The 26,135-nt window shown below is 58.6% G+C and carries 33 protein-coding genes and 2 tRNA genes; 21 read left to right on the top strand and 14 right to left on the bottom strand.

All coding sequences use genetic code 11. The annotated features are described in order from the left end of the window. Positions 1-16: 16 nt before the first annotated feature. The 5 genes from ACWGS8_RS14835 to ACWGS8_RS14815 are packed head-to-tail and all read right to left on the bottom strand — an operon-like array spanning position 17 to position 4,610. The gene (locus ACWGS8_RS14835; RefSeq protein WP_454581619.1) at positions 17-778 is read right to left on the bottom strand and encodes an MBL fold metallo-hydrolase; all 762 of its coding nucleotides are present in this window, start codon (positions 776-778) and stop codon (positions 17-19) included. Between the two features lies 1 nt (position 779). After that, on the bottom strand, positions 780-1,844 hold the full coding sequence (locus ACWGS8_RS14830) for an ABC transporter ATP-binding protein (RefSeq protein ID WP_454581618.1): 1,065 nt from the start codon (positions 1,842-1,844) through the stop codon (positions 780-782). Further along, positions 1,841-2,623, bottom strand: coding sequence for an ABC transporter permease (locus ACWGS8_RS14825; protein WP_454581617.1), 783 nt, complete (start codon positions 2,621-2,623; stop codon positions 1,841-1,843). The genes ACWGS8_RS14830 and ACWGS8_RS14825 overlap by 4 nt, the downstream gene beginning before the upstream one ends. 1 nt (position 2,624) lies before the next feature. Beyond that, entirely contained in the window at positions 2,625-3,512 is an 888-nt protein-coding gene (locus tag ACWGS8_RS14820) for an ABC transporter permease (RefSeq protein WP_454581616.1), read from the bottom strand. Between the two features lie 12 nt (positions 3,513-3,524). Next, on the bottom strand, positions 3,525-4,610 hold the full coding sequence (locus ACWGS8_RS14815) for a polyamine ABC transporter substrate-binding protein (protein ID WP_454581615.1): 1,086 nt from the start codon (positions 4,608-4,610) through the stop codon (positions 3,525-3,527). A gap of 91 nt (positions 4,611-4,701) precedes the next feature. Here ACWGS8_RS14815 and ACWGS8_RS14810 point away from each other — a divergent pair, with 91 nt between their 5' ends. Then, a complete protein-coding gene (locus tag ACWGS8_RS14810; RefSeq protein WP_010909235.1) occupies positions 4,702-5,316 on the top strand; it encodes a TetR/AcrR family transcriptional regulator in 615 nt (204 codons plus the stop codon). 42 nt (positions 5,317-5,358) lie between these two features. Here ACWGS8_RS14810 and ACWGS8_RS14805 read toward each other — a convergent pair. Next, positions 5,359-5,419 (bottom strand) — tRNA-OTHER (locus tag ACWGS8_RS14805). Positions 5,420-5,569: 150 nt separating this feature from the next. On the opposite strand from ACWGS8_RS14805, the gene ACWGS8_RS14800 reads away from it, so the two are divergent. The 4 genes from ACWGS8_RS14800 (at position 5,570) to ACWGS8_RS14785 (ending at position 9,371) form a co-directional block, all read left to right on the top strand. Further along, complete coding sequence (locus ACWGS8_RS14800) at positions 5,570-6,859, top strand: tyrosine-type recombinase/integrase (RefSeq protein WP_454581614.1); 1,290 nt, start codon at positions 5,570-5,572, stop codon at positions 6,857-6,859. A gap of 59 nt (positions 6,860-6,918) precedes the next feature. Continuing rightward, entirely contained in the window at positions 6,919-7,194 is a 276-nt protein-coding gene (locus ACWGS8_RS14795) for a hypothetical protein (RefSeq protein WP_454581613.1), read from the top strand. A 246-nt stretch (positions 7,195-7,440) separates the two neighbouring features. Next, the gene (locus ACWGS8_RS14790) at positions 7,441-7,674 is read left to right on the top strand and encodes a hypothetical protein (protein ID WP_454581612.1); all 234 of its coding nucleotides are present in this window, start codon (positions 7,441-7,443) and stop codon (positions 7,672-7,674) included. Between the two features lie 167 nt (positions 7,675-7,841). After that, positions 7,842-9,371 carry a DUF3987 domain-containing protein gene (locus ACWGS8_RS14785; RefSeq protein WP_454581611.1) on the top strand — a complete coding sequence of 510 codons (1,530 nt, stop codon included), beginning with the start codon at positions 7,842-7,844 and terminating at the stop codon, positions 9,369-9,371. A 194-nt stretch (positions 9,372-9,565) separates the two neighbouring features. Here ACWGS8_RS14785 and ACWGS8_RS14780 read toward each other — a convergent pair whose 3' ends face one another. Then, positions 9,566-10,030: a hypothetical protein gene (locus tag ACWGS8_RS14780; RefSeq protein ID WP_454581610.1), complete on the bottom strand. Its 465-nt coding sequence runs from the start codon at positions 10,028-10,030 to the stop codon at positions 9,566-9,568. 467 nt (positions 10,031-10,497) lie between these two features. Here ACWGS8_RS14780 and ACWGS8_RS14775 point away from each other — a divergent pair, with 467 nt between their 5' ends. Genes ACWGS8_RS14775 through ACWGS8_RS14745 form a run of 7 tightly spaced genes read left to right on the top strand, consistent with a single transcriptional unit; the run spans position 10,498 to position 13,122 of the window. Continuing rightward, positions 10,498-11,271 (top strand): hypothetical protein, encoded by a 774-nt coding sequence (locus ACWGS8_RS14775; protein ID WP_454581609.1) that lies wholly within the window; start codon positions 10,498-10,500, stop codon positions 11,269-11,271. Further along, on the top strand, positions 11,268-11,489 hold the full coding sequence (locus ACWGS8_RS14770; RefSeq protein ID WP_454581608.1) for a hypothetical protein: 222 nt from the start codon (positions 11,268-11,270) through the stop codon (positions 11,487-11,489). The genes ACWGS8_RS14775 and ACWGS8_RS14770 overlap by 4 nt, the downstream gene beginning before the upstream one ends. 1 nt (position 11,490) lies before the next feature. Continuing rightward, complete coding sequence (locus ACWGS8_RS14765; protein WP_454581607.1) at positions 11,491-11,916, top strand: hypothetical protein; 426 nt, start codon at positions 11,491-11,493, stop codon at positions 11,914-11,916. Then, entirely contained in the window at positions 11,900-12,187 is a 288-nt protein-coding gene (locus tag ACWGS8_RS14760; protein ID WP_454581606.1) for a hypothetical protein, read from the top strand. The genes ACWGS8_RS14765 and ACWGS8_RS14760 overlap by 17 nt, the downstream gene beginning before the upstream one ends. Continuing rightward, a complete protein-coding gene (locus ACWGS8_RS14755; RefSeq protein ID WP_454581605.1) occupies positions 12,163-12,414 on the top strand; it encodes a hypothetical protein in 252 nt (83 codons plus the stop codon). The genes ACWGS8_RS14760 and ACWGS8_RS14755 overlap by 25 nt, the downstream gene beginning before the upstream one ends. A gap of 1 nt (position 12,415) precedes the next feature. Then, positions 12,416-12,649, top strand: a complete 234-nt coding sequence (locus ACWGS8_RS14750) for a hypothetical protein (protein ID WP_454581604.1) — start codon at positions 12,416-12,418, stop codon at positions 12,647-12,649. Continuing rightward, the gene (locus ACWGS8_RS14745; RefSeq protein ID WP_454581603.1) at positions 12,646-13,122 is read left to right on the top strand and encodes a hypothetical protein; all 477 of its coding nucleotides are present in this window, start codon (positions 12,646-12,648) and stop codon (positions 13,120-13,122) included. The genes ACWGS8_RS14750 and ACWGS8_RS14745 overlap by 4 nt, the downstream gene beginning before the upstream one ends. 199 nt (positions 13,123-13,321) lie before the next feature. Here the strand turns inward: ACWGS8_RS14745 and ACWGS8_RS14740 are convergent, their stop codons facing one another. Continuing rightward, on the bottom strand, positions 13,322-14,422 hold the full coding sequence (locus tag ACWGS8_RS14740; RefSeq protein WP_454581602.1) for a S1 family peptidase: 1,101 nt from the start codon (positions 14,420-14,422) through the stop codon (positions 13,322-13,324). 375 nt (positions 14,423-14,797) lie between these two features. Between ACWGS8_RS14740 and ACWGS8_RS14735 the strand changes: the two genes are divergently transcribed. Then, on the top strand, positions 14,798-15,367 hold the full coding sequence (locus ACWGS8_RS14735) for a DUF4145 domain-containing protein (protein WP_454581601.1): 570 nt from the start codon (positions 14,798-14,800) through the stop codon (positions 15,365-15,367). 47 nt (positions 15,368-15,414) lie between these two features. Here the strand turns inward: ACWGS8_RS14735 and ACWGS8_RS14730 are convergent, their stop codons facing one another. Then, a complete protein-coding gene (locus tag ACWGS8_RS14730) occupies positions 15,415-15,642 on the bottom strand; it encodes a hypothetical protein (protein WP_454581600.1) in 228 nt (75 codons plus the stop codon). Between ACWGS8_RS14730 and ACWGS8_RS14725 the strand changes: the two genes are divergently transcribed. After that, a complete protein-coding gene (locus ACWGS8_RS14725; RefSeq protein WP_454581599.1) occupies positions 15,641-17,146 on the top strand; it encodes an AAA family ATPase in 1,506 nt (501 codons plus the stop codon). The genes ACWGS8_RS14730 and ACWGS8_RS14725 overlap by 2 nt on opposite strands. Next, positions 17,143-18,120: a DUF4435 domain-containing protein gene (locus ACWGS8_RS14720; RefSeq protein ID WP_454581598.1), complete on the top strand. Its 978-nt coding sequence runs from the start codon at positions 17,143-17,145 to the stop codon at positions 18,118-18,120. The genes ACWGS8_RS14725 and ACWGS8_RS14720 overlap by 4 nt, the downstream gene beginning before the upstream one ends. Positions 18,121-18,131: 11 nt before the next feature. Here the strand turns inward: ACWGS8_RS14720 and ACWGS8_RS14715 are convergent. After that, a tRNA-Thr gene (locus tag ACWGS8_RS14715) sits at positions 18,132-18,207 on the bottom strand. Between the two features lie 279 nt (positions 18,208-18,486). Here ACWGS8_RS14715 and ACWGS8_RS14710 point away from each other — a divergent pair. The 3 genes from ACWGS8_RS14710 to ACWGS8_RS14700 all read left to right on the top strand — a co-directional run bounded on the left by ACWGS8_RS14710 (position 18,487) and on the right by ACWGS8_RS14700 (position 19,623). Beyond that, positions 18,487-18,654, top strand: a complete 168-nt coding sequence (locus tag ACWGS8_RS14710) for a hypothetical protein (RefSeq protein WP_454581597.1) — start codon at positions 18,487-18,489, stop codon at positions 18,652-18,654. Between the two features lie 212 nt (positions 18,655-18,866). Next, positions 18,867-19,091 (top strand): hypothetical protein, encoded by a 225-nt coding sequence (locus ACWGS8_RS14705; RefSeq protein ID WP_454581596.1) that lies wholly within the window; start codon positions 18,867-18,869, stop codon positions 19,089-19,091. A 226-nt stretch (positions 19,092-19,317) separates the two neighbouring features. Next, complete coding sequence (locus ACWGS8_RS14700) at positions 19,318-19,623, top strand: BA14K family protein (protein WP_027045656.1); 306 nt, start codon at positions 19,318-19,320, stop codon at positions 19,621-19,623. 83 nt (positions 19,624-19,706) lie between these two features. On the opposite strand, the gene ACWGS8_RS14695 is transcribed toward ACWGS8_RS14700, so the two are convergent. Further along, positions 19,707-20,069: a hypothetical protein gene (locus tag ACWGS8_RS14695; protein ID WP_454581595.1), complete on the bottom strand. Its 363-nt coding sequence runs from the start codon at positions 20,067-20,069 to the stop codon at positions 19,707-19,709. 137 nt (positions 20,070-20,206) lie between these two features. After that, positions 20,207-21,028, bottom strand: coding sequence for an HTH-type transcriptional regulator BhcR (gene bhcR, locus ACWGS8_RS14690; protein WP_454581594.1), 822 nt, complete (start codon positions 21,026-21,028; stop codon positions 20,207-20,209). Between the two features lie 213 nt (positions 21,029-21,241). Between bhcR and gcl the strand changes: the two genes are divergently transcribed. Genes gcl through ACWGS8_RS14675 form a run of 3 tightly spaced genes read left to right on the top strand, consistent with a single transcriptional unit; the run spans position 21,242 to position 24,849 of the window. Further along, entirely contained in the window at positions 21,242-23,023 is a 1,782-nt protein-coding gene (gene gcl, locus ACWGS8_RS14685) for a glyoxylate carboligase (RefSeq protein ID WP_454581593.1), read from the top strand. Positions 23,024-23,033: 10 nt separating this feature from the next. Further along, complete coding sequence (gene otnI, locus ACWGS8_RS14680; protein WP_454581592.1) at positions 23,034-23,831, top strand: 2-oxo-tetronate isomerase; 798 nt, start codon at positions 23,034-23,036, stop codon at positions 23,829-23,831. Beyond that, positions 23,731-24,849 (top strand): 2-hydroxy-3-oxopropionate reductase, encoded by a 1,119-nt coding sequence (locus tag ACWGS8_RS14675; protein ID WP_454581764.1) that lies wholly within the window; start codon positions 23,731-23,733, stop codon positions 24,847-24,849. The genes otnI and ACWGS8_RS14675 overlap by 101 nt, the downstream gene beginning before the upstream one ends. Positions 24,850-24,955: 106 nt before the next feature. Here ACWGS8_RS14675 and ACWGS8_RS14670 read toward each other — a convergent pair whose 3' ends face one another. Continuing rightward, on the bottom strand, positions 24,956-25,261 hold the full coding sequence (locus ACWGS8_RS14670; protein WP_454581591.1) for a hypothetical protein: 306 nt from the start codon (positions 25,259-25,261) through the stop codon (positions 24,956-24,958). 6 nt (positions 25,262-25,267) lie between these two features. Then, a complete protein-coding gene (locus ACWGS8_RS14665; protein WP_454581590.1) occupies positions 25,268-26,128 on the bottom strand; it encodes a TrmH family RNA methyltransferase in 861 nt (286 codons plus the stop codon). Between the last annotated feature and the right edge of the window lie 7 nt (positions 26,129-26,135).

Below are 26,135 nucleotides of genomic sequence, written 5' to 3'. Positions count from 1 at the left end.
CGAGCGCACGGTCCCTTTACGGACTCTGCCGCAGATGGCAGCCGGCCTGGCGTTTCTGCGCCAGATACTCGTCGATCAGCTGGCGGTAGCGCACCTTGCCGAAGCTCGGAAAATGGCCGCCATGCACAACCGAGACGTCGAGATCGCGCATGGCGAGCAGTGTCTCGACATAGTCCAACATATCGGAATGGTAGACGTCGTCGATCAGCGGGCCGTCATAGATGATGTCGCCGGATAACAGGATGCCCGTCCTGTTTTCGTAGAGCGCGATGCCGCCAGGTGAATGGCCCGGTGTGTGGATCACCTCGAAGGCGCGGTCCCCGAGATCGACGATGTCGCCATGTTCGAGCAGACGGTCGGCCGGGGCCGGCAGAATCCGGTAGCGGGACGACTCCCAGCCTTGCGGCAATCCATCGAACATATCGTCGGTCGCATAGCGGTCAGCCACCGTCCATTCGTTGCGCGGATCGGCGAGGATTTTTGCTTCGGCCCGGTGCACGCAGCGGTCGGGAAATTCGTGATGACAGCCGATATGGTCGAAATGCGTATGGCTGGCGACGCAGGTCAGCTTGCGCTCCGTGACCAGCGGCACATGTGTGCGCAGGCTGAAATGGCCGAGGCCGGTGTCGAACAGGAGGTCACGGTCGCGGCCGCGCACATGCCACATGTTGCAGCGGAAGAACGGCTTGATCCACGGCTCGTGGATCAGCGTGACGCCCTCGGCCATGCGGATGGTCTCGTACCAGTCTGGTGCGCCGATGACCGGAAGGGATCCCATTTCAGTCCGCCAAAACGATGATCTGGTCGGTATCGCACGAAACGGCAAGCGTGTCGCCGGGCTGGACGGTGGCGAACGCCGGCAGCTTGGCGATGAACTGCGCCGAGGGGTCTTCGACGGAGACGGCAAGCACGCGTTTGAAACTGCCCTGGAAGACGACATCGCTCACTTTCGCCATGCCGAGGCTTGCGGTGCCGGCGGCCTCGCCGAGCATGAGATGCTCCGGCCGGATTGCCAGTGCAACAGCCGAGCCTGCGGGCAAGGCGCCGCGCACCAGAACCGGTCCGGCCGGCGTCGAGACGGTGCTTGTCCTGTCTCCGGCTTCCGTGACCTTGCCGGCAAGGATCGTGCTTTCGCCCATGAAGGTCGCCGAAAAGCGCGTCGCCGGCCTGGCATAGACGCGCTCGGGCGGCCCTTCGTCCTCGATGCGGCCGTCATTCATCACCACGCAATGGTCGGCCAGCGCCATCGCTTCTTCCTGGTCATGGGTGACGTGGATGAAGGCGGTGCCGACGCGCTTCTGGATCGCCTTCAGCTCGTCCTGCATCTGCCGGCGCAGTTTGAGGTCGAGCGCGCCGAGCGGCTCGTCGAGCAGAAGCACCGCCGGCTCGATGACCAGCGCACGCGCCAGCGCGACGCGCTGTCTTTGCCCGCCGGAAAGCTGGTGCGGCTTCTTGTCGAAGGCTGAGGCGAGGCCAACCAGCGCCAGCGCCTCGCGCGCCCGGGCGGCCCGTGTCGTGCCGTCGACGCCCTGCATGCGCAGCCCGAAGCCGACATTGCCGCCGACGCTCATATGCGGGAACAGCGCATAATCCTGGAACACGGTCGTCGTCGGGCGTCTGGCTGGCGGCACCGCGGTGCAGTCCTCGCCGCGGATGAACACCTTGCCTTCACTGGGCGTGACGAAGCCGCCCAGGATGGACAACAGCGTCGTCTTGCCGGAACCCGACGGCCCAAGCAGGATCGTGTAGCTGCCGGGCTCGATGCGCAGCGAGACGTTCTTCAGCACGGCCAGTTGCCCGAAGCGATGCGAAACGGCGCGGATATCGACCAAAGGCGCGGTCATGTCTTTCTCCGGCGCAGCAATGTCAGTTCGAACAGCACGACCAGCACGATGGAAACGGCGAAGACCAGCGACCCGACGGCGTTGGTTTTCGGGTTGAGGCCGGAGCGCAGCAGGTTCCAGATTTCCACCGGCAGCGTGGTGTCGAACCGGGTCAGCAGGAAGGAGATCACGAACTCGTCCCAGGAGAAGGTCATCGACAGGAAGAAGCCGGCGAAGATCGCCGGCGCCATGACTGGCACGGTGATCAAGAGCAGCACCTTCCATTCCGGCGCGCCGAGGTCGCGCGCGGCGCGCTCGATGTTGATCTGGTGATCGCCCATCTGGCTGTAGATGATGGCAAAGCACAGCGGCAGGTTGATCACGACATGGCCGATGCCGGCGGCAAGCAGCGATTTCGGCACGCCGGCCCAGTTGAACAGCACCAAAAGCCCCATGCCGATGATGAGATAGCTGACGGTCAGCGGAAGGGTGATCAGCCCGCGCAGCAGGCCGGAGCCCGGCAGCACGAAGCGCGCGAAACCCCAGGCGGAAAGGAAGCCCAGCGTGACGGCGGTGGCCGAGGAGATTGACGCCACCAGCAGCGAATTGACCAGCGCCGAGGTCAGCCTGACATCCGACAGCACCGCCTCATACCAGCGTAGCGACGGGCCGGTGAAGGGCGGAATGGGGAAGGAGGTCGCCTGCAGCGAGAACAGCACCAGCACGACAACAGGCAGGAAGATGAAGCCGTAGACGGCAAGCGCGTAGAGCCAGGAGGCGACGCGGACCAACTGGCGCATCTCAGGCGCGCTCGATCTTCAGCCAGCGCGCGCAGGCAAGGTAGGCGATGGTTACGACCGCCATCAGGATGATCGACAGCGCCGAGGCCAGCGGAAAATCGCCACGCCGGCCGATCTGCATCATCACCAGCTGCGGCATCAAAAGCTCGTTGTTGCCGCCGAGAATCTGCGGCGTGATGTAGTCGCCGATGCACAGCACGAAGGTGAGGAAGGCGCCGACCATGATGCCCGGCAGGGTCAGCGGCAGGATGACATGCAGGAAGGTACGCACCGGCCCGGCGCCGAGATCGGCGGCCGCCTTGCGGTAGCTCGGGCTGAGCTGCTTGAGGTTGGCGAAAATGGTCAGCGTCAGCAGCATGACGAAGAAATGCACGAAGCCGGTGATGGTGGCCAGCCGCGTGTTGGCGAGCTGCAGCGGCTCGGTGATCAGGCCGGAGCTGGTGAGCGCGCGGTTGATGACGCCGTTCTGCGCCAGCACCAGCAGCCAGGAATAGGAGCGCACGACATAGGACGTCCAGAACGGCAGCACGGCCAGCATCAGCGCCAGGCGTTGCCAGCGTTCCGGCACCTGTTCGGCGAGGATCCAGGCAAAGGGATAGGCAAGCAGCACCGAAACCACGGTGACGATCGCCGTCACCTCCAGCGAGTTCACCATCGCCCGCCAATAGGAGGGGTTGGTGAAGAACTGGCTGTAGTTGGAAAGCGTGAGGCCCCCGCCCTCATGCGCCGTCAGGCTCGAAAACCCCATGGCGATGAAGGGCAGCACGAAGAACAGCAGCGTCCAGCCGAGCGCCGGCGTGACCAACGCCCAGGGCAGAGTATCGCTCGCCCAGGGCAAGGCGCGGCCCGCCGGGGGCGGGGCATGTCTGCTGTTCCCATTTGAGCTCACGAGCGTATCAGCTCACTTCGCCTGCAGCATTTCGGTCCACATGTCCTGCATCTTCTTGTCGAGATCGGCGTTCGGCGCCGGATAGGCTTGCGCGCGGGCGAGGAAGCCTGGCTGCTCGTCGAAGCGCAGCACCTTCTTCTGGTCGTCGGTCAGCGCCGCCTTGGTGTTGGCGGGCATGCCCCAATAGCAGGACGAGGTCGCAAGGCGCGCCTGGCCTTCTGGGCTCATAATGTACTGGATGAATTTCAGCGCCAGATCCTTGTTCCTGGAATCCTTGAACATGGCCAGCGACTGCGACCACAGCACCGCGCCCTCCTTGGGGATGGAGAAGTCGAGCGCCGGGTTCTCCTTGGCCAGCCCCGCCGTCACCCATTCGCCGCCGCCGACCAGTATGTCGACCTCGCCGGTGGCCAGCGCCGTCTGGCTGGCGGTGACTTCGCCGACCAGCTTGGCGTTGGCCTTCATCTTGAGCAGTTCGTCCTTCAAAGCGGGAAGGTCGGCTTCAGTGAGCTCAGCCGTCTTCTTGCCGATGGCCAGTGCCGCCATGCCGATGACCGGCAGGTAATAGTCGTAGATGGCCACCTTGCCTTTGTATTTGTCGCTGGTCAGCGATGCCAGGGATTGCATGTCGGCCGGATCGACCTTGGTCTTGTTGAAGCCGATCGTGTTGTAGCCGAATTTTTCGGTGATGCCGTAGCGCTTGCCGCCAACGACGGTGGAGCCGTCCATCTTCACCTGCGGGAAGAGGTCGGCGACGGGTAGCTTGTCCTCGGGCAGCGGCTCGAACAGGCCCTTTTCGACGCCGCGCGGCACGTCGATGCTATCGATCACCATCACGTCCCAGTCGCCGGGCTGCGATTGCTCGACGATGGCGAGACCAGCGCCGGTGCCTTCGAACTCCTTGACGTTGACCTTGACGTTGTTGGCCTCTTCGAAAGGCTGCAGCAAAGCCGGATCGGAATGGTCGCACCAGATCAGCGCGTTGAGATCGGCGGCGTCGGCAAGGCTGCCTGCGCCAAGCAGCAGTGCCGTGGCGGCGCAGGCGGCGCGCAGATGGCGCTTCAGGACGGAAAGCGGATTCCCGGATTTGACGGACATCGAGTGTTCTCCCTTGCCTTTGTGGCTTCTTGCAAAAAATTGAACCAATTCTAAAATTGAGTCAATTCTGTTTTTGTGGCAAGAGGCTGCTATGAGCGGATTGCGGGCAAGGCAAAAGGCGGATCGGCACAGGCGCATCATCGAAGCGGCCGCGGCGCTTTTTCGCGAGGCAGGCTATGAGGGCGCCAAGATCGAGGCGATCGCCGCGCAGGCGGAAGTGTCGATCGGCACGATCTACAATTACTATGAGAACAAGGGCGACATCCTCGGCGCCATCGTCTCGCTTGAGGTCAACGAAGTGCTCAATGCCGGGCGCGGCGTCGTCGCCAGGCCGCCGGCCAATGTCGGCGATGCGCTGGACACGCTGATCGGCATCTATATCGAGCACTCGCTGCACTATCTCAGCAAGGAGATGTGGCGGCAGGCCATGGCGATCTCGACGCAATTGCCCGACAGCCCGTTCGGCCAGGCCTACACCGCGCTCGACCGCTCACTCACCGAACAGATCCGCGCCCTGATCGCCCGGCTGCAGGAGATCGGCCTGGTGCGCCAGGACATAGACGGCGCGGCGCTCGGCGAACTGATCTTCAACAACATGAACATGATGTTCATCGAATTCGTGAAGCGCGACGAGGCGAGGATCCCGGAACTGCGCGCGGCGATACGAAGGCAGAACCGGATATTGGTGGCGGCGATCGGGGTGTGAGTAGGTAGCCTCATACTGACAAACCAAACTGTCCGGCGAGACTGGTGCCCCCGGACGGGATCGAACCGCCGACCTTCGGTTTACAAATTTTGTGCCAGCATACCCCGAAGGGTACCGGAGCCCACCGCGTAAAGCCAATAAATGGCGAAAAATCAATGAGTTGACACCGAAAGAGCACCGGTTTGCATATCGGGTCATAACGTAATATCACATACCCGTGGTTACCCCTGACGTTACCCCGGAGCGAAAACCGATGCTTGGACCGATCCCCGCCCAATTCAAAAAAGCCGCCGCTTTCATCACCGCATTGAAGCCAACGGCAGCGCGGCAAGAGATACCCGACAGCGCCCAGGCCGGGCTCTATCTGGTGATGCAACCAAGCGGTGCTTTGTCATGGGCGGTGCGAACGAAGATCGACGGGAAGGCGTCCAAAGTGACGGTCGGACGCTATGACGAAATCGGCATCGCCGACGACCGCCTTGGAACCCTCATTTCGCCAACGCAAGCGCTCAACGTCACACAGGCACGGGCAGCGGCCGAAAAGGTGATTGCGGACGCGAAGCGCGGCAACGATCCCCGGCAACAGAAGATCGACAAGACGAGTGTCAGCGCGTGGTTTGATGAATTCATCAAGACCGCTCGCGCGACCGGCTTCAAGGGTAGGGCGGTAAAGGCATCGACCGCCGACGAATACGAACGCATCATCGCGACCAACATCAAGCCGCATTGGAAGCATGTCACCGACATTCGCACGATTGATTACCGCGACGTTGAAAAGCTTCTGGTGAAGCTCACACCGGGCGCACGTCGCAACGCCTTCGCGGTGCTGTCTGCATTCTTCCGTTGGAAGCCTGTAGCGCGAGCCATGGGCCGAAACATCATTGAGCTTGCCGAAGCGCCGGCCAAGCCGAACAGCCGCGACCGCGTTCTCGCGACCGACGAAATCAAGACCGTTTGGAACGCTTCGGAAAAGTGCGGATATCCGTTCGGGCCGATGGCGCAGCTGCTCTTGTTGACCGGGCAGCGCCGCGATGAAATTGCCGAATTGAAATGGCGCGAGCTTTCCGACGATCTGGACGCGATCACGCTTGAAGCTTCCCGCACCAAGAATTCCCGTCCCCATGTTGTGCCGCTCTCACCGCTGGCGCAAACGATCATCAAGGCATTACCACGCATCACAGATGCAGACGGCACCCCATCAGAATACGTGTTCACCACGACCGCAACGACGCCGTTCAGCGGCTTTAGCAATGGCAAGAAAGCGCTCGACAAGCATTGCGGCGAACCCGCGTTGCCGGGTTGGCATTTGCATGATTTGCGCCGCACATGCGCAACCGAACTCGCAAAGCTTGGAATCAAGCAGGAAGTTACCGAAGCAATCTTAAATCACAAAACTGGCAAAGTGAGCGGCGTTGCCGCAATCTATAACCGCAACGATTACCAAGACGAAAGGCGCGATGCTTTGGAAAAGTGGGCCAGCCGCCTCGCGTCAATAATTGGAAAGAACGTTTTACTAATGCCGCAACGCTCCTCCGAACGCTAAAGCGCTCGGTCTCGCCCGACGTGAGAAAATATGATAGCTTTTCGTAGAGGAGATTTCAGATGCGAAAATTGACTTTTGCAGCGGGAATTCTTTGCCTCGCCACTTCGAGTGTCTTGGCTCAGGATGTCACAATCATCAATCGGCCGGATGGGACCAAGACAACCGTGACTACCGACCAAGGAACCACAAGCTGGATCAATTCCAACGGGCAGGGCGGCGGTCAGAGCGGAAGAGATCACGACGAGATCGTGGGAGATATCGTGAATTCGATTGAGGCCGGGGGTGGCAATTGTGGTAAGGAACTTGCTCACTCTATCTCCTGCGCAAAGAACTGACGCCCACGGCAAGGCTCCAAGTTCTTGTGAACAACTGGTTCATGCTGCGCTTCGAGGTTGACCGTGGCTCCACGTTAGCTCACGGTCCGCGTACTTAGAGCCGGGGTGGAGCACAGGGCTCCCGGTTTCTGAAATGGTCGAGCACAGGGCTCCCATTTCGCCAGTTGGTCCATTCGAGCACAGGGCTCCCAGCGGCACGTTCGGTTGAGGTAGCCGACAACCCGAGAGATTTTTGAAGGCATCCCAATGTCTGCAACGGACACGCTTATTCCCGCACCCGCCGTGCGCCACATCTGCGGCGGTATTTCCGATATGACGCTCTGGCGCTGGCTCAACGGCGAAACCGATCCCCGCACAGGGAAGACGACTCCGCCCGTTCCTGATTTCCCAAAGCCGGCAAGAACGATCAATCGCCGCCGCTACTGGTCGCGTCTCGAAATCGAGCGTTTTGCGGCCGGCCGGCGCGTCGATGCAGCCTAATTTTTCCCCGACAAGCTACCCCAATTAGAAAATGGACCGCTGTTCTATATCAAGCAATTGATATTGCGGAATTATTTTGAGCCGAGCAGCGGTTAAATAGTTTGAAGTGCAAGAAAAAGCCCCAAGCAAGGCGTGGAAGCCGTACTTGGGGCAATAGGAATAAATGCATGATCGCTTTAGCACCGCTCGCGCCAGCGGGCAACACGAAGTCGCCTTGTGGCGCTCTTTTCCCTCGCGCCTTCAACAATTCGCTGCCGCCTCCTGCATTCGCCACACCAGTTGATCTTTGGGGCAACTTTGATCCGCCACAGCTCCCGATTGGGCTCTTACCTCCCGTCATCGAACAATTCGCAACTGTCCTGGCCTCTCACATGGGAGCCGATCCGGCCGGATTGGCAATGGCTGCGCTGACGACATGCGCGGCGACACTCTCAGACAAGGTGCAATTGCAGGTCAAACAGCACGATCACCATTGGAAAGAATGCGCGCGAATTTGGACTGCACTGATCGGCCTTCCTTCAACTAAGAAATCGCCGATCATCAACGCAGCCGTTGCGCCGCTTGCGAAAATCGACAGCCGAATGGTTCGGGACTGGCAATCGAAGCGAACGCAATGGGAAGCACTCGACAAAGCCGAAAAGGCAGCAACACCCGAACCGCTGCAAAACCGCAAGCGTATCGAGGACACAACCGTTGAAGCCTTACAGGAGGTAATGCGCGGATCAACAGAAGGCGTTCTGTGCGTTCGGGACGAACTATCCGGTTGGTTCGGTAGCATGGAAAAATACGCAGGCGGGAAAGCCGCCGCGACCGACCGCGCCGTGTGGTTGCAAGCTTTCAATGGCGGCGAATATGCAATCAACCGCATCGGTCGAGGCGTGACGCTACTTCCCAACCTATCGGTATCACTACTGGGCGGCATTCAACCCGATGCAATTCGCCGCGTTGCCGCCGACGCAACCGACGATGGATTGCTGCAACGGCTGTTCCCGATTCTGTTGCGTCCGGCAACGATAGGTCATGACGCGCCGTTGCCACCCGTCCAGGCGGTCTATGAATTCACGATCCTGATGCTTCACGGGACGCGAGCGCCGGGCCTTGGGCTGCGTTTCGATCATGAGGCACAATCCGTCCGGCAAAAGCTGGAAGCACGCCACTCGCGGCTCATGGCGGCAGAATTGGTCAATCCAAAGCTGGCCTCGCACATCGGCAAATTGGACGGCCTGTTTGCCCGCCTGTGCGTGGTCTGGCACGCGATTGAGAATGTGCAGGCCGTCACACTGCCGGAAACGATCACAGGGGAGGTGGCGGGCCGTGTAGCCGACTTCATACGCATTTTCCTCCTACCGCACGCCGTGGCCTTCTACAGTGGCGTCCTAGGCCTCTCAGACGACGCGGACCGGCTCAAGGCTGTTGCCGCCTACATCATCGCCCATCGGCTCCCGCAGATAACCGTGCGGGACGTCCAGCGCGGTGACGGCGCAATGCGGAAGATTGCCAAGGCGGACGTGCTGCCGATCCTTGAACAATTGACCGCGTTGAGCTGGGTGGCAGAGGTGCCGGGACCGCGCGCCACCTCCGATCCCGTCTTTATCGTCAACCCGGCCGTACATTCGCTATTTGCTGAACGCGGCGCGCGGGAGAAAGCAAGACGGGACGCGGCGAAAGAGGCCATGCGGGAAATGTTCGGACGCTAAACCTAGATACCCCTAGATGTGTCACATTTGTCCCTCCCGCGCACGGCGCATTCGGACAGGGAAGGACGTGTCCATAATTGTATATTTATACAAGGAGGACCAAATATCTTCTGTGTTCCATGCGCGGGAGGGACAAATGTGACACATCTAGGGGTATCTATGTCCGGCGTCCCTTTTAGCGTCGTCCAAGCCCGCTAATTGCTGGCGTCCATTAATGCGAAAAGCTTGTCTACGAGCGCCTTAAGCATAGTCGATTTTGATTCCAGAACCCCGCGCAAGTGCTCCAATTCTTCGTTGTCCGGGTCCAACCGATCGGTTAGGTGTGCGATGCCTTTGTCTATCATAGTACGCGTTGCCTCATCGATGATTTGGCTCTCACCAGTGACGCTTTCCAAATCGAGCCCAAAATCCTTGAGCTTCACATCGTCTTTTCGCTTGCGGTGATCCCCTGCAAAGTCCGCGACCTTGCGGAGCGCGATAAGGCTATAGAGCAGCGCCGCCCGCCACATATGTTGATGGCTTTCATAGGACCAAATTTTCTCAGTCGGATCAGTCTCGGCAAGGAATTTCGAGTGGAACTCCTTTTCCCAAATTTCAATCAGCGAGCAGTCCTTTATCGCGACGATTGCGGATGCAATCTGGTCCTGCGTTGTTGCCATTCAAACGCTCCATGATGAAGGTACCGGGGTTGGGGCGATAGGTCTCAATAGCTGTAGAAAAGTGCCGGTGCCGGGAAATTTACTGTAATTACTTAATTGCCTAGCAGCGCATTCCGGCAGCTAATCGCTGTAAATTACCCGCCAGTGCACCCGGCAGCTATTCAAGGCGTTTGTGTATAGCAGAACGCGTTGAATTCGTTGCGGATTAATCGTCGGATCGCTGCTCTGGCTTCTGTTCATTGATTTGCTGCTCCGTCGCTGCGGTCGTTTGCCATGGTCGTTGGCGGATGCGTCGCTACGGGGGTCAAAGCAATGGTCAAGCGACAAAAAGTAATTTCGCGATGGTCATCAAGGTGATAATTTCACAAATACCTAATTTTTCTTGGGGACATGGCGACATGTGCTTGACAAGCCGGAAATATACGGGGATGTTGACTGCAAATCACCGCTAGATATCGAGGCAGATCATGGAAACCACTTTCGCCACCACGGACCACGCATCAATCCTTACCGTCCGGGACCGCGACCGGAACGCCATAGCAGCGGTCACTGCGTCCCTGTCTGCCAGCACTAGCCCGCTCGCTTCGCAGGCAACCGGCGTCGTCACCGCGCTAAAGGCGTTCGGTGAGAACGTCGCCTTCAGTGCCGCCAAATATCAGCCGGCAGCGCGCAACGATGCGAACCGCAAAGCCGCCGCCGACATCATGGCAAAGCCGTTTCAGGCTTTCACCTCAGCCGGCATTGCCGAAGGACGTGCGGCAGCTGCGGCGAATGCGACCGCTCTTGGCGTCGATCCCGGCAACGCTCCGTTGCGCGCCCAAACACGCGACCGTTTCGACGCGATGGATACCGCTGGACAGGCAGCATTTGCACAGCGCGCGTCGGTGGAGGAACTGGCGGCGCTCATGGAAGCCGGCCGGTCATATTTTGCCAACACACCGGACCCGGTTTGGCAGATGATCGAAGATCAGTATTCCATCAAACGTCATATCGCCCGGACTGGCTTACAGGCTGATTTTCAGCGCCAGCCCGATCCGAATGACCCCGTAGCGTTCGGGGCGGATGAAAATGCGGCCATGGATGCGTCCCGTAAGTCGCTGGCCGCGCTTCGCGCACGCTCCGGAACGGTCGATGCGGTTCGTAGCACCGCGCAATCCATCATCGACGTTGTGGCGGTGGCGACTGACCTCACCCGCGATGAGGCTTGGAAATTGCTCACAACGGGCAAAACCGCAGCATGATCGGCATTTCTCACACCGTGGCCTTGCCTACAAAAGCGACGATGAGCGCAGCCGAGATACAGGCCACGTTCAACGCGGATCGTCGCTTGATTGAGAAGTGGCGCGTTCGCCACGGCTTTCCGCGACCGTCGCAACGGGACGGGAACACCACACTCACGGTCACGGCCGAAATTGCCGCGTTCCTCAATGAGCGTGGTTGCAAGATAACTTGGATTTAGCATGACCGCCGATGCCGCAGAACCCCGTACATCAACGGTTGTGCAATTGCCGAACGGTCGGTTCGCGCCGGGTAATCCTGGCCGAAAGCCGGGATCTAAAAATCGTGTTTCATTCGAGGCAATTGCCGCAATCAACTCGATGAAGGACGTTGCGATTGAGCAGCTTCGATCAAAACTCGAACGCGGCGATTGGGACGCAATCACCTTCATTCTTGAACGCATTTTGCCGAAGGGCCGCAGCGTCGAACTGGACGACACGTCGCCTAGCGGCATCGCATCTGCATTGGCCGAAGGTCATTTGACGCCCGACGAAACACGCTCAATCGCAACGGCGCTCAAGTCGCTTCAAGACGTGACCGAACTTGCCGAAATCCGCGCCAAACTAGACGAATTGGAAAAGCTGCTTAGCGATGGCGTTGCACGATGAACGGCAGCGGCTCGAAGCGCTCAAACTTGCCGTTCAACACAAAATCGGCGCGTTCGGCAAATTGGACGCCGAACAGCGCGAATGGTTTGCAGCGTGGCGAGAAGATCGACCGCGCATTGATTACGAAGCAATGATCAACAGCACGGACGAGATAGGCCAAGGGCTGCGGAGCGACATCAAGCGTATTCTGTACGGCGATATGCCTTTGATCATCGCCGGCGATACAGACGAGCAGGCCAATGAAAAATGGCAAAGGTTCATGCAGCGATGACCATGACGACCGTATCTGTGCCAACCTGCAAATACATAGCGGAAGAAATCGCTCTCGATATCATGGGTTGGGGCGATCTATCACAATTAAGATATCACCAGTCTTTTGCCGGTTTCCCGCTTCCAATCCGGTTGAGCGAAATGCTTGTCCTGCAAACAGATGACGTGGCCCGTTGGTGCAAAAGCAGGCAACTAAACGTGGTTCGCCACACAATTCAGGGAACATGAAATGCGCGTTATATATATTCGCAACGGCAAGGTTGAAGCGGAATTATTGGACAACGCAATCGTAAGCGTTCGCAATCTCAATTCGCCCGGTCACGGCAATCTGTCCGACGACGTGCTGTTTCATGGCGGACGATTGGCAATCGTCTTCGATGTTGATGATGCCACCGCCAACCCGTCTATCGACTTTGACAGTCCCGGCGACCGCAGCCGCAACGCCATCGAGTTAAAACGATGACCGCACAGCTAATCTTTGTCGAAAGCGCCAAGCTCTATGTGATGCTGGTCGACAACAAGATTTTCCAAATTCAGAAGGCAGCCGACGCGCATATCAACCCACATGCGACACATGTTGTTGACGAGTTAGACGCCACCACGGCGCAGACCAACGTTCATGTTGCAAACCGCGACGACTGGACGGACACGTCCAAGCTCAATTTGGACGCCGCCGACATCACCACATTTGCCGGTTGGTTACGCTCGACAATGCCGGACGCATCGACCAAGGCGTTCGGTAATGCGATGTTCGGCTACTTCCCCGGATCGGCGTACTTCAGAGAAGTGTTGACCGCAGCGGGTCAGATTGTCTGTGCGCCAGAGCTTAAGCGCCCGCCTCACGGCGAGGAACTTTATTACATCGCGAAGGCGCTCGATGCCGATCCCGAAGGCTTTGCCGAGTTGGCCGCAGCGTATGCGAAGGCGATCCAATAACCAGAGCAGCAAATACCCGAACAGACGCCAGACCCAACGAAGCAACGATAATTCGCAGCCAATCCAAGGGCCGATCTGGTGCGACTTCGGATTGAAGGGCAGGCGTGACTGCGGGGGTATAAAATCCGCCAGCAGCCTGCACACCATCCTTCGATGGGGCTTGGCGCTGTTTCGGAACGTGGGCAACGCTAGAGAAATCTCAATTCGCCACAATGCCAGACAGCAGGGATTGGACCAATTTGATTGGCACCACCAATCCGGTACTGCCATCTCTTACCCCACGTACAACTCCAATTACGTCACCGGCAGCATTTAGGACTGGTGCCCCCGATTGTCCTGGCGCCATTGGCGTGTCGATGGCTATTAGGCCACTACCCGCGTCGACTGAAGCTACGTTTCCTGTGGACATCGACAATATCCCCTGAAACCCAAATCCAATTAGATTTACGACGTCGCCCGGAGAGCGCTCGCCCTTTGAAAGGTTTAATGGGTTATATTCAACTTCTCCTGGTAATTTTAGCAAAGCGATATCAATATTTGCGTCGACTTTTACAATGGTTGCCGGTCGAGATTGTCCGTCGCCAAGACTAACGCTCAACTGCGCCCTGCCCGCATTGCCATCATCCGGAGCACTTACTGCATGTGCCGCCGTTAGTGCGAAGCCATCTTTGCTTACGATAAAGCAAGTGCTAGTCCGTTTTGCCTGTGCTCCGGCATTGTCGACGTACGTGAAAGTGAGATAGCCAACGCTGGGCCTAGTGTGTTTAAAAATATCGCCGGGTGTCGGCGCGGTTGTCGTCGGCGGGGGCAAGGACGGGAATGACGCCTCATCCATCTTTGCAATCTTGCCGTCTGGGTCACTGATGAAACCTGCGTTTAGAAAGAATTTCAGGTTCCGAATTTGATCCTCTCTTCGTGGAGCTTCGGTGGCTTTTAAGATTAGTGTAGTTTCAAATTTCTGCTTCTCTAACTCGATGTTAGCTTCGGCCTTGAGCTTCTCGATGGCGAGCGAACCTTTGCTCTTTTCGCCTTCCACGTCCCTTGACGTCGCGCCCTGTATGAGACCGCCGACAACGCCGCTCGCGAGCGCAATAATCGCAGCCGCTACACTCGCCTGCGCAGGCGTAAAGGCAAAGCCTCTTCCAAGCGCCCCGGATATTTCCTCCCGCTTTAATTTGCGATCGGCTCGACGCTCTTTCAATTCCAGCAACCTGTATCGTCGATCAAAAGTGGCCTGACGCTCGGCAGACACATCCTTCGCCGCGTCTTCTGGCGTTTGTGAAGTTGGTTCACTCGGCATGGCTGTCACCCGATCCCGCCCAGTTCCGGTCATGCGGTATCTTATGAACGAACTTCGTTTGACTGCAATGGTCGCGCTGCTGGGCTGTTTGCTCTAATAAGTACGTGGAGGACATCCGCCTTGATCAAGCGACACACATCGCGACGAAGGCGAATACCACCTTTGACGGATCGACTACGGCAGCACGCAGCACATGGAACCGCTTTCCTGAAATCCTTGCCGCGTGGTAGTGCAGGATTATTTGGTCGGAATGGGGGATGCACTCTTGGAACTAAAGACTTGCGGGGTTTTTGGGGAGTCTGCTCCATCGCCCATCAATATCCGCTGCCCAGCTTGCAGGCATGTCGGTAGTTTTGGCAACGTCGGCTAAGTGACGTGACAAGCACTGTATTCGAAAGACAGGCGAACGGCCGGCAAGCGCCGCTGGCCAATAGAACGTTCGGAATTCGGGTCTGTCCAAATACCAAGTGTCATTCGGTGCTGTTTGTTGCCCGGGAGGCGCCGGGTGCAGCGTCGTTGGCGTTCCCACCAGAGGTGATCGATTTCGACGCCAGCAATTTGCCGCTGCGTATTCTGGCATCGCTTGAAGAGGCTGTTAAATGCCACGCTTCCGGTTGCTATCGAGCATCCGCACTCATGGTACGCCGCACTCTGGAGGAGTTGTGCGAGGATAAAAAGGCCCTTGGAGCGAACTTAAAGGCTAGGGTCGCCGCGTTGAGTGCCGTGGCGATAATTCCAACCGAATTGCTGAGCGCAGCGGACGAACTGCGGATTCTGGGAAATGATGCTGCCCACATTGAGGCGAAGGATTACGACAAGATTGGAGAGGAAGAGTCGGAGCTTGCAATTGAACTCGCAAAGGAGCTTCTGAAGGCAGTCTATCAGTATAACGCGCTTCTGGCACGCCTGACGGCCCTAAAGAAAGGCAAGTCTACGCCTCCCTGAACTACGCCAGATCACGCGTTACATCGCTTACGCGCCTGCGCCACCGTCTAGGGGCCGAGCGCGTCCACATTCATCGTATCGCTGCATGAGCAGCAAACATTCAAACAGGTGGCAGGCGCGACAAGACCGACAATGAACGGCAAGAAATACAGTGATTCGACTGCGACGCTAAAGAATCTGCATAGGCAGGGTAACAGCACGGGTAATAAAAACGGCCGCCCGCCTATCCGCTCGTCATAAGCATCCGGTTCCCAATCCGGCTGATAGAGCTTCATGCGCACCGCCGACTGCGTATCCGCACCTCTAAAAGGCGAGCCATTGCGCGAGATTGAGGGAAATGTGTATCGTCTGCGTCAGTGCATTTGGCGATCAAGCGCGAGCAGGAATGATATCATGCCTAATAACCCCGTATTCTCAGAATTTCAGATCAAGGGGCTTCGCGGGTCAAACGGCACCATTTCCGCTAAGATATCGAACAACACCTTGGTTTTGGTGGGGGAGAACGGTTCAGGAAAAACAACCTTCCTACGAATCATGTTCTATTTTCTTTCCGGTAGGTGGTCGAATCTCGGTCAATTCGATTTCAAATCGGTAGTGGCAACAATTAATGGTGAACGGTATCGCGTCGATCATGATGACGTCGTAGGAATGACATCATTCTTGCTCGACAAGGCGCTTTTGAATCGGCTTCCAACGACTCAACGACGTCGAGTAACGGAAATGATCGACATGGGCCGCTACGCTGAAGCTGAGGCATTGTTGATCAATTTCAACGCCCACTACGGCTATCCTAACAATGCACGACAAACGGAGCTCTTCAGGGCGCGAGACGAGAAAACGGAAAGGGTGATTAGAATTCAAGAGGCCGTCTCGAACGCCCTTCAGTCACAAATCCTGTACTTGCCGACTTATCGACGGATAGAGCGGGAATTGAGCAGCATCATCCAGGGATACGACCCTGAAGAGCCTAGACGAGCAGTTAATGTGGCGCGGCAGCCAGAAGATGCGAGCGACTATGTCGAGTTAGTCGAATTCGGTATGAACGATGTAAAGAAGTCAATTAATCGTGTGTTGGAAGAGATACGTAGTTTCCAATTGGCTGGCGCAACCCGTCTTAGTCTCAGCTACCTGGGCGACGTGGTCAGCCAGAGCTACAAGTCGGTTGATCGACATGACATCGAAACGGCATCTGACGAGAGCATAGACGAAATTCTCAATCGGATCGACAACACTATTCTAAGCCCAAATAACAAGGCAAAGCTCCGCGAAGTTATCCTATCTGCTAAAAGCACATCGAACGTCCCATCTGAGCATGAGCAGATAATTTATCACTATTTCTCTAAGCTGATTCGTTTCCAGAGAGAATTGAGGGTCAGAGAAAGTGCTATCTCTGATTTCTGTGACTTATGCTCTACATACATCATAGACAAGGATTTTACTTTTTCGACAGGTGAATTTACGTTCAAAATAAAGTCGAAAAGCCTGAAGGGCGAAGTTGAGTTGTCTGACCTAAGTTCAGGTGAAAAGCAGATTGTTTCTCTGTTCAGTCATTTATATCTATCTGGCAGGAACAGGTATTTTGTTCTCATAGACGAGCCTGAGTTGTCGCTTTCTGTGCCTTGGCAACGGCGATTTTTGATTGATATTCGTAAGGCATCGTTTTGTGCAGGTCTAGTTGCCGTAACTCATTCGCCATTTATATACGATAACGAGTTGCGAAAGAATACGCATGCACTTGGGGAATTCATCAAAGGTCCGGACTGGGGCAATATTCAATGAGTATGTTGGACGTTCATAAAGATGCGTTAGAAAAAGTAGATGAAGCCTATCATGAATTTCTTCTCCGGTATAACGCTACCAATAAGAGCGTTTACGGGTTTGTAGAAGGAAAGGAAGACCCATCGTTCTATCGGAGCGTAATAGAACGCTTTTTGCCGGATGACTGGTCGGTCGAATTGTTTGTTTCTGGCAACAGGCAGAAGGTACTGGACGCAGAAGCTGCATTCGACTGGGAGAGATTTTCCCGCTTGCAAATAGCCTTTTACGCAGACCAGGACTTAGTGCATTTTTTGAATCCGGGCTGCGTGTACGCCCCGAACGTTTATGTATCGGACGGCTACTCAATCGAGAATTCGATAGCGACAAAGGATGTTTTCATTCGATTGCTTCAGGAAGTTCACAATGTCATCGACTGGACAGAGTTGGAGCGTGTGAGCTTGTCACAACATTTTGTCGACCAATTAGCCGCATTTCAGGAAATGATGGCATCAATGATGGCGCAGATCGCGATTTGGCGCCGGGATGGCGTGAAGGCGAATCTGAGCAATCTCGATCTAGCATCCATTGTCGCATTCAGCGGCGGCGCCTTCGTTGTTAGGCAAGGGTACGAACATGCCGATGCGCGTATTGATCGGCTTTGCCAATGTGTCGGCGCCCAAGCTTCAAATGCCGCTGAGCGAGAGGCGATGGAAGCGACATTTCGCGAGGCGAATGGGCCGGCGAATTTGACACGGGGGAAGTATTTGATTTGGTTTCTTGCCATGCTCGCGAACGAGGTCCACGCGAAAGTCACCCAGTTCGTCGCCTCTTACCGGACTCCCCCGAAGACTCGAATGGCATTCGGGCCGGCGAACGTCATGGTGGTGGCAGCGCCACGCGCCCGCATTCCAAACTCTTTTAGGGTCTTTCTGGAGTCCACGTACCTCCAATTTATCGCGACGAGAAATGGAGCGGCTGAGCAACCGGCAGTTTGAGGGTGGGGGATTGGTGCCGCCTGAGGGACTCGAACCCCCGACCAATAGTTTACAAAACTACTGCTCTACCATCTGAGCTAAGGCGGCACATTTACCCGTACGCATACCCCTGAAACCTGGCTTTGGAAAACATTTCGGTTTTCCAACGCCTTAGCTGATTGATCCAGCGAATTACAAAACCGCTGCTCTACCAGCTGAGCTACAAGGGCACGGCGCTCCGGTAGCATATTTCGTGCGCCAGTAAAGACAAAACTCCGTTTTCGGTTACCCCGGCGGTGGATGACGCCGCCGCGGGCCCATGCTGAAATCCGCGAGCGGGCTTCCTACATGATGGTGAGATGCAATCGCTTCGGACTGGAGTGTCGCATGATCAGGCTTGTCATCATTCTCCCCCTCGTCGTCATCGCTTGGATGCTGCTGGTGAAGCTCATCAGCGACGTGAAAAAGGCCAATGTCGACTGGACCGGCGTGACCACGATCATCGGTTTCATCGCGCTGGCGTTCTGGCTTCGGCATGTCACGGGGATGGGGTGAGGGAATTGGCAGTAGGCAGTAGGGAATAGGGAATAGGGAATAGGGAATAGGGAATTGCATCGTTCGTATCTGCATGTGCCATTTTACTACTGCCTACTGCCTACTGCCTACCTTCTGAAAAATCTCCTCGACCATTCGAACCTTTTGACAGGCCGCGCCGACTGATCTCCAGAGGCGAATGGTCGCCTCGGTCAAGGATCCAGGAGATCATCATGTTCAAGCGCAGTTTCGTTTCCGGGCTTACCGCCATCTTCGTTGCCACCGGCGCTCTGGCCTTCACGGTCCAGTCTTCGTCGGCCTATGGCATGCACCATCATCACCACCACGATTATTACGAGGAGTACTCGGACTATCCGGATTATCCCGATTATCCGGACTACTGGTGGTACCATCATCATCATCACCACCACCATCATCATCACATCATCGTCTACTGAACCACCTTGGCGACGCGATTGGAGAAGGGCGGCTTCGACCGCCCTTTTTCGCATCCGCATGTCGCCATGCGCTGGTACCCATCGTTGAAAATTGACGTCACATGGCCACGTCGAGCTGGGCGATCACCATCTGCTCGAAAAAAAATTCGAACCTTTTTCCATGCCGCCGCGACAGATGATCAAGAGGCGGATGGATCGCCTCGGTCAACGAAGCAAGGAGATCATCATGTTCAAGCGCACACTCGTTTCCGGCCTCATCGCCACCACCGTCGCCGCGACCACGCTGGTCGGCACCGTTCAGCCTTCGGCGGCTCATTCGCATCACCACGACCTCGGCATCGGCATCGCCGCCGGCGTCGGCGGGTTCGTCCTCGGCAGCCTGCTTGCCCAGCAGCCGCCGCGTACCGTCTATGTCGACGAAGACGGCGGCTCCTGGCACGTCCGCCGCTGCTTCGATCGCTACTCGAGCTACGATCCGGACTCCGACACCTACATCGGCCGCGACGGCTACAGCCACTACTGCCGGCTTTGAGAGGAGGAGGATTGTTCCAGCAACGAAATGGGGCTCGAACGAGCCCCATTTTTGTTCTCTCACAAATACTTACAGTTACGTGTTCAGGCAGAATCGGAAATCGGCAACCCCGCTGCGCTGCAGGTGCTATCGACGAGACGCCTCGAAGCGCCGCCCATGGCGACAAGCTCGAAGGTGCCTGCCGAATCCGGGTAGATCCTGGCGATGAAGGCTTGGTCGCCGCCGGAGTTGCCGGACGCAGTCTTGCCGCTGACGAATCCACAGACAACGATCTCCTTGCGGCCGTTCAGTGTCCGCTCGCCGGCAAGCGTCCTTCCGAGCCTGGCCGAAGCAGGATCCGGCAAGTGCTGACGAATGCCGGCGATGACGATCTCCTCGAGCGCGAGCGAGAACGGAATCGGATCGACACGCTGGTCGCCGGCACCGGGTCGAGGTGTCGTCGCCACGCATCCACAAAGCGAACCGACAAGCAGAAGCTGAACTAGACGGAGCCCATGCCGCCGGCACTTGCGGTCTCGGCCCGGCCATACTGCTCGATTTCTTCGATATTGCGACCAGGAGTGCGCTGCCCGGGACGGGCCGATCAGCCAGCCTGCAGGCCACCGATCATCCGGGTCACCTCGGCCGCGGCACTGCGCACCATCGGCCCGATCTCGGCAAGCCGCTCCGGCGTTACCCGCACGGTCGGCCCCGACACGGAGACGCCGCCGATCGGCTCGCCGAATTCGTTGAAGATGGCGGCCGCCACGCAGCGCATGCCGGGGTGCCGCTCCTCGTCGTCGACCGACCAGCCACGCTGCTTGATGACAGCCAGATCGTGGGCGAGGGCAGGGATCTCGGACAGCGTCCTGTCGGTGAAGCGCTGCAGGCCGGCCTTGCGCAGAATGGTGCCGACGCGCTCCGGCTCGAGATGCGCCAGCACCGCCTTGCCGATGCCGGAGGCATGAAAGGGGCTGCGCGTGCCCGGGCGGAAGAAGGCACGGATCGCCTGATGCGTCTCGACCTGGCTGACGAAGACCACGCAATCATCCTCGGCGACGCCGAGATTGGCGGTCTCGCCGGTTTTTTCCATCAGCTCCTGCATGACGATGCGGGCGCGGTCGACCAGCTTGCGGCGGCGCAGGAAGGCCGCGCCCATGCGGTAGGTCTCGACTCCGATCGACCACAGCTGGTCTGATGTGTCGAACTCGACCATGCCGTGGTTTTCAAGTGTCGTCAGCATGCGGTAGGCGGTGGAAGCGGCAAGGCCGCTCTGCGCCGATATCTCGCTCAGCGACAGGCCGCTGCCCTCGGCGACAATGGCCAGAATGCGCAAGGCCCGGTCGAGCGACTGCACCGAACTGGCTTCGGCAGGCCCGTTGAAAGCGCGCGGCCGGCCACGCTGGCGTTTTTCGGTGGTTTCCATCGCGCCAGTTTCGCCGATTTCTCCAAACATGCAATGAAAAAGTTTTTCACTGAGGCGGAATGGCAAATTCCTGGAAAACAGAAAATCCAACAAAATCAGCAAATACCAGCCGTTTTCTAGAAATGAAAAAATATTCTGAAAAAATTGAAAAATAGTCGGCTTGCTGACATTCTCGGCCATCCAACAATGACAACCCAAGTGGAGGGCCGGAAAATGGCCAGGATGCGCGCTGTCGATGCGGCGGTTCTCGTTCTCGAAAAGGAAGGCATCTCCTGCGCTTTCGGCGTGCCGGGCGCGGCGATCAATCCGCTCTATTCGGCGCTGAAGGCGAGGGGCACCATCCGCCACGTGCTGGCCCGCCACGTCGAGGGCGCCTCGCACATGGCAGAAGGCTTCACCCGCGCCAAGGCGGGCAATATCGGGCTCTGCATCGGCACGTCCGGGCCGGCCGGCACCGACATGATCACCGGTCTTTATTCGGCCGCCGCCGATTCCATTCCGATCCTGTGCATCACCGGCCAGGCGCCGCGTGCGCGGCTGAACAAGGAGGATTTCCAGGCCGTCGACATCGCCGCCATCGCCGCACCGGTCGCCAAATGGGCGGTCACCGTCATGGAGCCCTATCTCGTGCCGATGGCGCTGCAGAAGGCGTTTCATCTCATGCGCTCGTCGCGGCCCGGCCCGGTGCTGATCGACCTGCCGGTCGACGTCCAATTGGCCGAGATCGAGTTCGATATCGATGCCTATGAACCGATGGCGCCGTTCAAGCCGGCGATGACGCGCGCCCAGGCCGAAAAGGCGCTGGCGATGCTCAACGCGGCCGAGAAGCCGCTGATCGTCGCCGGCGGCGGCATCATCAATGCCGATGCATCCGACCTGCTGATTGAGTTCGCGGAAATATCAGGCGTGCCGGTCATCCCGACACTGATGGGCTGGGGCGCGATCCCTGACGATCACCGGCTGATGGCCGGCATGTGCGGCCTGCAGACCTCGCACCGCTATGGCAATGCGACGATGCTGGAAGCCGATTTCGTCTTCGGCATTGGCAACCGCTGGGCCAACCGCCACACCGGCTCGGTCGACGTCTACACCAAGGGCAAGAAGTTCATCCATGTCGACATCGAGCCCACGCAGATCGGCCGTGTCTTCGCGCCGGATCTCGGCGTCGTCTCCGATGCGGGGGCGGCACTGAAGATGCTGCTCGATGTCGCAACCGAGTGGAAGACGGCCGGCAAGCTGCGTGACTGGTCGGGCTGGGCCAAGGAATGCCAGGCCCGCAAGAAGACGATGAAGCGCAAGACGCATTTCGACCAGGTGCCGCTGAAGCCGCAGCGCGTCTATGAGGAGATGAACAAGGCGTTCGGGCGCGACGTCACCTATGTCACCACGATCGGCCTGTCGCAGATCGCCGGCGCGCAGTTCCTGCATGTCTACAAGCCGCGCAACTGGATCAATTGCGGCCAGGCCGGCCCGCTCGGCTGGACGCTGCCGGCAGCCCTTGGCGTTCGCGCCGCCGATCCCGACCGTACCATCGTGGCGCTGTCGGGCGACTATGATTTTCAGTTCATGATCGAGGAACTGGCGGTCGGCGCGCAGCACAGACTGCCTTACATCCACGTCGTCGTGAACAATGCCTATCTCGGCCTGATCCGCCAGGCGCAGCGCGGCTTCTCGATGGATTATGAGGTCAGCCTCGCCTTCGAGAACATCAACCGATCGGGCGATCCCGAGGCGGGCTATGGCGTCGACCATGTCGCCGTCGCCGAAGCGATGGGCTGCAAGGCGGTCCGGGTGCGCAAGCCGGAGGAATTCGCCGCCGCCTTCAAGCAGGCGCAGAGGTTGATGAAGGAGCACCGGGTTCCGGTCGTGCTCGAGTTCATCCTCGAGCGCGTCACCAACATCTCGATGGGCACCGAGATCGACAAGATCACCGAATTCGAGGAACTTGCCGAACATCAGGAAGACGCACCAACCGCGATCGTGATGCTCGATTAGGAGAAAAAGAATGCCGCGTTTTTCAGCCAATCTGTCCATGCTCTTTGGCGAGCATGATTTCCTCGACCGTTTCGACGCCGCCGCCCGCGCGGGCTTCAAGGGCATCGAATATATCGGACCCTACGACCATGCGCCCGAAGCGGTGGCCGCGAAACTGAAGAAGAACGGCCTGACGCAGGTGCTGTTCAACCTGCCGGCCGGCGACTGGGCCAAGGGCGAGCGCGGCATCGCCGTGCTGCCGGACCGCGTGCCGGAATTCCGCCAGGGCATCGCCAAGGCGATCACCTACGCACAGGCGCTCGGCTGCCGGCAGGTCAACTGCCTGGCCGGCATCGCGCCCGTCGGCGTCAACCGCAAGGTGCTCGAGGATGTTTTCGCCGAAAATCTCGCCTTCGCGGCGGAAAAGCTGGAGCAGGCCGGCATCCGGCTTTTGATCGAGCCGATCAACACCCGCGACATTCCAGGCTTCTTCCTCAACCACTCCGACCAGGCGCTGGCGCTGATCGACCGCGTCGGCTCGAAGAACCTGTTCCTGCAATACGATATCTATCACATGCAGATCATGGAGGGGGATCTCGCCCGTAAAATCGAGGCCAACCTCGGCCGCATCGCGCATATCCAGCTTGCGGACAATCCCGGCCGTCACGAGCCGGGAACGGGCGAGATCAATTTTCCCTTCCTCTACGACCACATCGACCGCATCGGCTATTCCGGCTGGATCGGGGCGGAATACAAGCCGAAAGCCGGCACCGAGGCTGGGCTGGGCTGGTTTCGGGACCTGGCCGGGCAGGGCAGCGCGGCGGCCTGAGAGCCGGCGTCGAAGCTGCCAACCTCCCCCTCGAGGGGGAGATGTCCGGCAGGACAAAGGGGGGCGTGGCAGAACGCGGCCCAACAGACGGAGAAAAACAATGGAAACCATAGGTTTCATCGGTCTCGGCATCATGGGCGCGCCGATGGCGGGGCATCTGCTCGATGCCGGCTATAAGGTCATCGCCAGCGACCATCGCTCGAAGCCGCCGGCTGATCTCGTCGCCAGGGGCCTGAAAACGGTCTCTGGCCATGCCACTGTGGCCAAGGCGGCCAACATCGTCATCACCATGGTGCCTGATACCCCACAAGTCGCCGATGTGCTGTTCGGCGACAATGGGGTCGCGTCCGGCCTGACCGGGGGCAAGCTGGTCATCGACATGAGCTCGATCTCGCCGATCGAGACCAAGCTCTTCGCCGCGAAGATCAACGAGATGGGCTGCGACTATCTCGACGCGCCGGTTTCGGGCGGCGAGGTCGGCGCCAAGGCGGCATCGCTGACCATCATGGTCGGCGGCGAGGAAAAGGCTTTCGAGCGCGCCAAACCCGTCTTCGAGACGATGGGCAAGAACATCACTCTGGTCGGGCCTAACGGTGTCGGCCAGACCACCAAGGTCGCCAACCAGATCGTCGTCGCGCTGACCATTGAAGCCGTCGCCGAAGCGCTTGTGTTTGCTTCGAAAGCCGGCGCCGATCCGGCCGAGGTCCGGCAGGCGCTGATGGGCGGGCTGGCGGCCTCGCGCATTCTCGAAGTGCATGGCGAGCGCATGGTCAAACGCACCTTCGCGCCGGGCTTCCGCATCGAACTGCACCAGAAGGATCTCAACCTGGCATTGGAAGGAGCGAAAGCGCTCGGCGTCTCGTTGCCAAACACCTCGACCACACAGCAACTGTTCAACTCATGTGCGGCCAATGGCGGCGCCAAGGAAGATCACTCGGCGCTGGTCAGGGCACTGGAGCGGATGGCCAATTTCGAGGTCGGCGGCGAGGGGACCGAAGTGAAAGGCCAAGCGGCATAGGCCGGGAGAGGGCGGCGCAACGTTCCCAAGCCGCCACCTCTTGTCCTGCACAAGAACGGGTTCCGGCGTCTGTCGTCGGAACCCGTTTGGCATTTCAGCCTGCCGGCTAGTCCGCAAGGGCCTCGATAGGTCGACTTTCTTCGACCGCGTAGCGGATGAGGTCGGCCAAGCTTGTCAGAAAGCTTTTGGATTCTTCCGAAATTTCTTCATTTCGCTGAAGCTGCGCAACTTGCTTGGTCAATGATGGAAGGGATTCGATCGGAACGGTTGCATCTTCATAGAAATCTTTGAATTGCAGTATGAATTCAAACGCGTTGTCGCTCGCGATTGATATGATTTCATGATGTGTGGAGGGGCCCATCGATACACATCGGTCGACATAGCCTTTCGCGTCGAGGACGGCGAAATCCAACGGCACTCACCGGGCCGATCTGTGGTGCGCGAACCACCTTTGCGCCGCATAAAGGCTTACCGCCGCGGCATTCGACACGTTGAGCGAGCGGATAGCGCCGGGCATGTCGAGCCGCGCCAGTGTCGTCACTGTCTCGCGCGTCTTCTGGCGCAGGCCCTTGCCTTCGGCGCCGAGCACCAGCGCGATCCTGTCGCCGGCAAAGCTGGTTTCGAGTTCCGCCGGCCCATCCGAATCGAGCCCGATGGTCTGGAAGCCGGCTTCGTGCAATTGCCCGAGCGCGTCGGCCAGGTTCTTCACCTCGATCTGGTCGATATGTTCCAGCGCGCCGGAGGCGGATTTCGCCAGCACGCCCGATTCCTGCGGGCTGTGGCGCGCGGTGGTGATCAGCGCGCCGGCGCCGAAGGCGACCGCCGAGCGCAGGATGGCGCCGACATTGTGCGGATCGGTCACCTGGTCGAGCACCAGCACCAGCTTTGTGTCGCCGAGAGCGTCGAGACGCTTGGGTTTCAACGGCTCCGCCTCGATCAGCACGCCCTGGTGCACGGCGTCGGACCCGGTGATCTTGTCGATGTCCCTGGGTTCGACCAGCTCCGCCTTGAAGGGCAGGGCGGCCAGATCGGCTATCTCCAGCCGCTCGGCCGCGTTGCGGGTCACCAGCATTTTGCTAATCTTGCGGCGCGGATTGTCGAGTGCTGCTCGCACCGTGTGCAGGCCATAAAGTCGCACCAGCCCGTCGGCGGCGTTCTCGCCGGGCGGCACGGGCTGGCGCGGCCGGAATGCCGGCGCGCCACCGCTCTTCTCGTCGCGGTGCGCGCGGCGCAGCTTGGCGTAGTGGGTGTCTTTGGGTGTGTTGGTCTTGTTGCTCATGGCCGGC

Source organism: Mesorhizobium sp. 43Arga (genome assembly GCF_053714255.1).
This window is presented reverse-complemented; position numbering and strand designations above follow the sequence as displayed.

Bases quoted from the DNA above. Each gene is read 5' to 3' on its own strand.
- gcl (WP_454581593.1), top strand. From the start codon at position 21,242: ATGGCCAGGATGCGCGCTGTCGATGCGGCGGTTCTCGTTCTCGAAAAG.
- ACWGS8_RS14780 (WP_454581610.1), bottom strand. From the start codon at position 10,030: ATGGCAACAACGCAGGACCAGATTGCATCCGCAATCGTCGCGATAAAG.
- ACWGS8_RS14740 (WP_454581602.1), bottom strand. From the start codon at position 14,422: ATGCCGAGTGAACCAACTTCACAAACGCCAGAAGACGCGGCGAAGGAT.
- ACWGS8_RS14665 (WP_454581590.1), bottom strand. From the start codon at position 26,128: ATGAGCAACAAGACCAACACACCCAAAGACACCCACTACGCCAAGCTG.
- ACWGS8_RS14795 (WP_454581613.1), top strand. From the start codon at position 6,919: ATGCGAAAATTGACTTTTGCAGCGGGAATTCTTTGCCTCGCCACTTCG.
- bhcR (WP_454581594.1), bottom strand. From the start codon at position 21,028: ATGGAAACCACCGAAAAACGCCAGCGTGGCCGGCCGCGCGCTTTCAAC.
- ACWGS8_RS14730 (WP_454581600.1), bottom strand. From the start codon at position 15,642: ATGAAGCTCTATCAGCCGGATTGGGAACCGGATGCTTATGACGAGCGG.
- ACWGS8_RS14760 (WP_454581606.1), top strand. From the start codon at position 11,900: ATGGCGTTGCACGATGAACGGCAGCGGCTCGAAGCGCTCAAACTTGCC.
- ACWGS8_RS14825 (WP_454581617.1), bottom strand. From the start codon at position 2,623: ATGCGCCAGTTGGTCCGCGTCGCCTCCTGGCTCTACGCGCTTGCCGTC.
- ACWGS8_RS14755 (WP_454581605.1), top strand. From the start codon at position 12,163: ATGGCAAAGGTTCATGCAGCGATGACCATGACGACCGTATCTGTGCCA.
- ACWGS8_RS14830 (WP_454581618.1), bottom strand. From the start codon at position 1,844: ATGACCGCGCCTTTGGTCGATATCCGCGCCGTTTCGCATCGCTTCGGG.
- ACWGS8_RS14745 (WP_454581603.1), top strand. From the start codon at position 12,646: ATGACCGCACAGCTAATCTTTGTCGAAAGCGCCAAGCTCTATGTGATG.
- ACWGS8_RS14700 (WP_027045656.1), top strand. From the start codon at position 19,318: ATGTTCAAGCGCACACTCGTTTCCGGCCTCATCGCCACCACCGTCGCC.
- ACWGS8_RS14770 (WP_454581608.1), top strand. From the start codon at position 11,268: ATGATCGGCATTTCTCACACCGTGGCCTTGCCTACAAAAGCGACGATG.
- ACWGS8_RS14705 (WP_454581596.1), top strand. From the start codon at position 18,867: ATGTTCAAGCGCAGTTTCGTTTCCGGGCTTACCGCCATCTTCGTTGCC.
- ACWGS8_RS14775 (WP_454581609.1), top strand. From the start codon at position 10,498: ATGGAAACCACTTTCGCCACCACGGACCACGCATCAATCCTTACCGTC.
- ACWGS8_RS14710 (WP_454581597.1), top strand. From the start codon at position 18,487: ATGATCAGGCTTGTCATCATTCTCCCCCTCGTCGTCATCGCTTGGATG.
- ACWGS8_RS14835 (WP_454581619.1), bottom strand. From the start codon at position 778: ATGGGATCCCTTCCGGTCATCGGCGCACCAGACTGGTACGAGACCATC.
- ACWGS8_RS14815 (WP_454581615.1), bottom strand. From the start codon at position 4,610: ATGTCCGTCAAATCCGGGAATCCGCTTTCCGTCCTGAAGCGCCATCTG.
- otnI (WP_454581592.1), top strand. From the start codon at position 23,034: ATGCCGCGTTTTTCAGCCAATCTGTCCATGCTCTTTGGCGAGCATGAT.
- ACWGS8_RS14810 (WP_010909235.1), top strand. From the start codon at position 4,702: ATGAGCGGATTGCGGGCAAGGCAAAAGGCGGATCGGCACAGGCGCATC.
- ACWGS8_RS14790 (WP_454581612.1), top strand. From the start codon at position 7,441: ATGTCTGCAACGGACACGCTTATTCCCGCACCCGCCGTGCGCCACATC.
- ACWGS8_RS14720 (WP_454581598.1), top strand. From the start codon at position 17,143: ATGAGTATGTTGGACGTTCATAAAGATGCGTTAGAAAAAGTAGATGAA.
- ACWGS8_RS14785 (WP_454581611.1), top strand. From the start codon at position 7,842: ATGATCGCTTTAGCACCGCTCGCGCCAGCGGGCAACACGAAGTCGCCT.
- ACWGS8_RS14800 (WP_454581614.1), top strand. From the start codon at position 5,570: ATGCTTGGACCGATCCCCGCCCAATTCAAAAAAGCCGCCGCTTTCATC.
- ACWGS8_RS14765 (WP_454581607.1), top strand. From the start codon at position 11,491: ATGACCGCCGATGCCGCAGAACCCCGTACATCAACGGTTGTGCAATTG.
- ACWGS8_RS14725 (WP_454581599.1), top strand. From the start codon at position 15,641: ATGCGCACCGCCGACTGCGTATCCGCACCTCTAAAAGGCGAGCCATTG.
- ACWGS8_RS14750 (WP_454581604.1), top strand. From the start codon at position 12,416: ATGCGCGTTATATATATTCGCAACGGCAAGGTTGAAGCGGAATTATTG.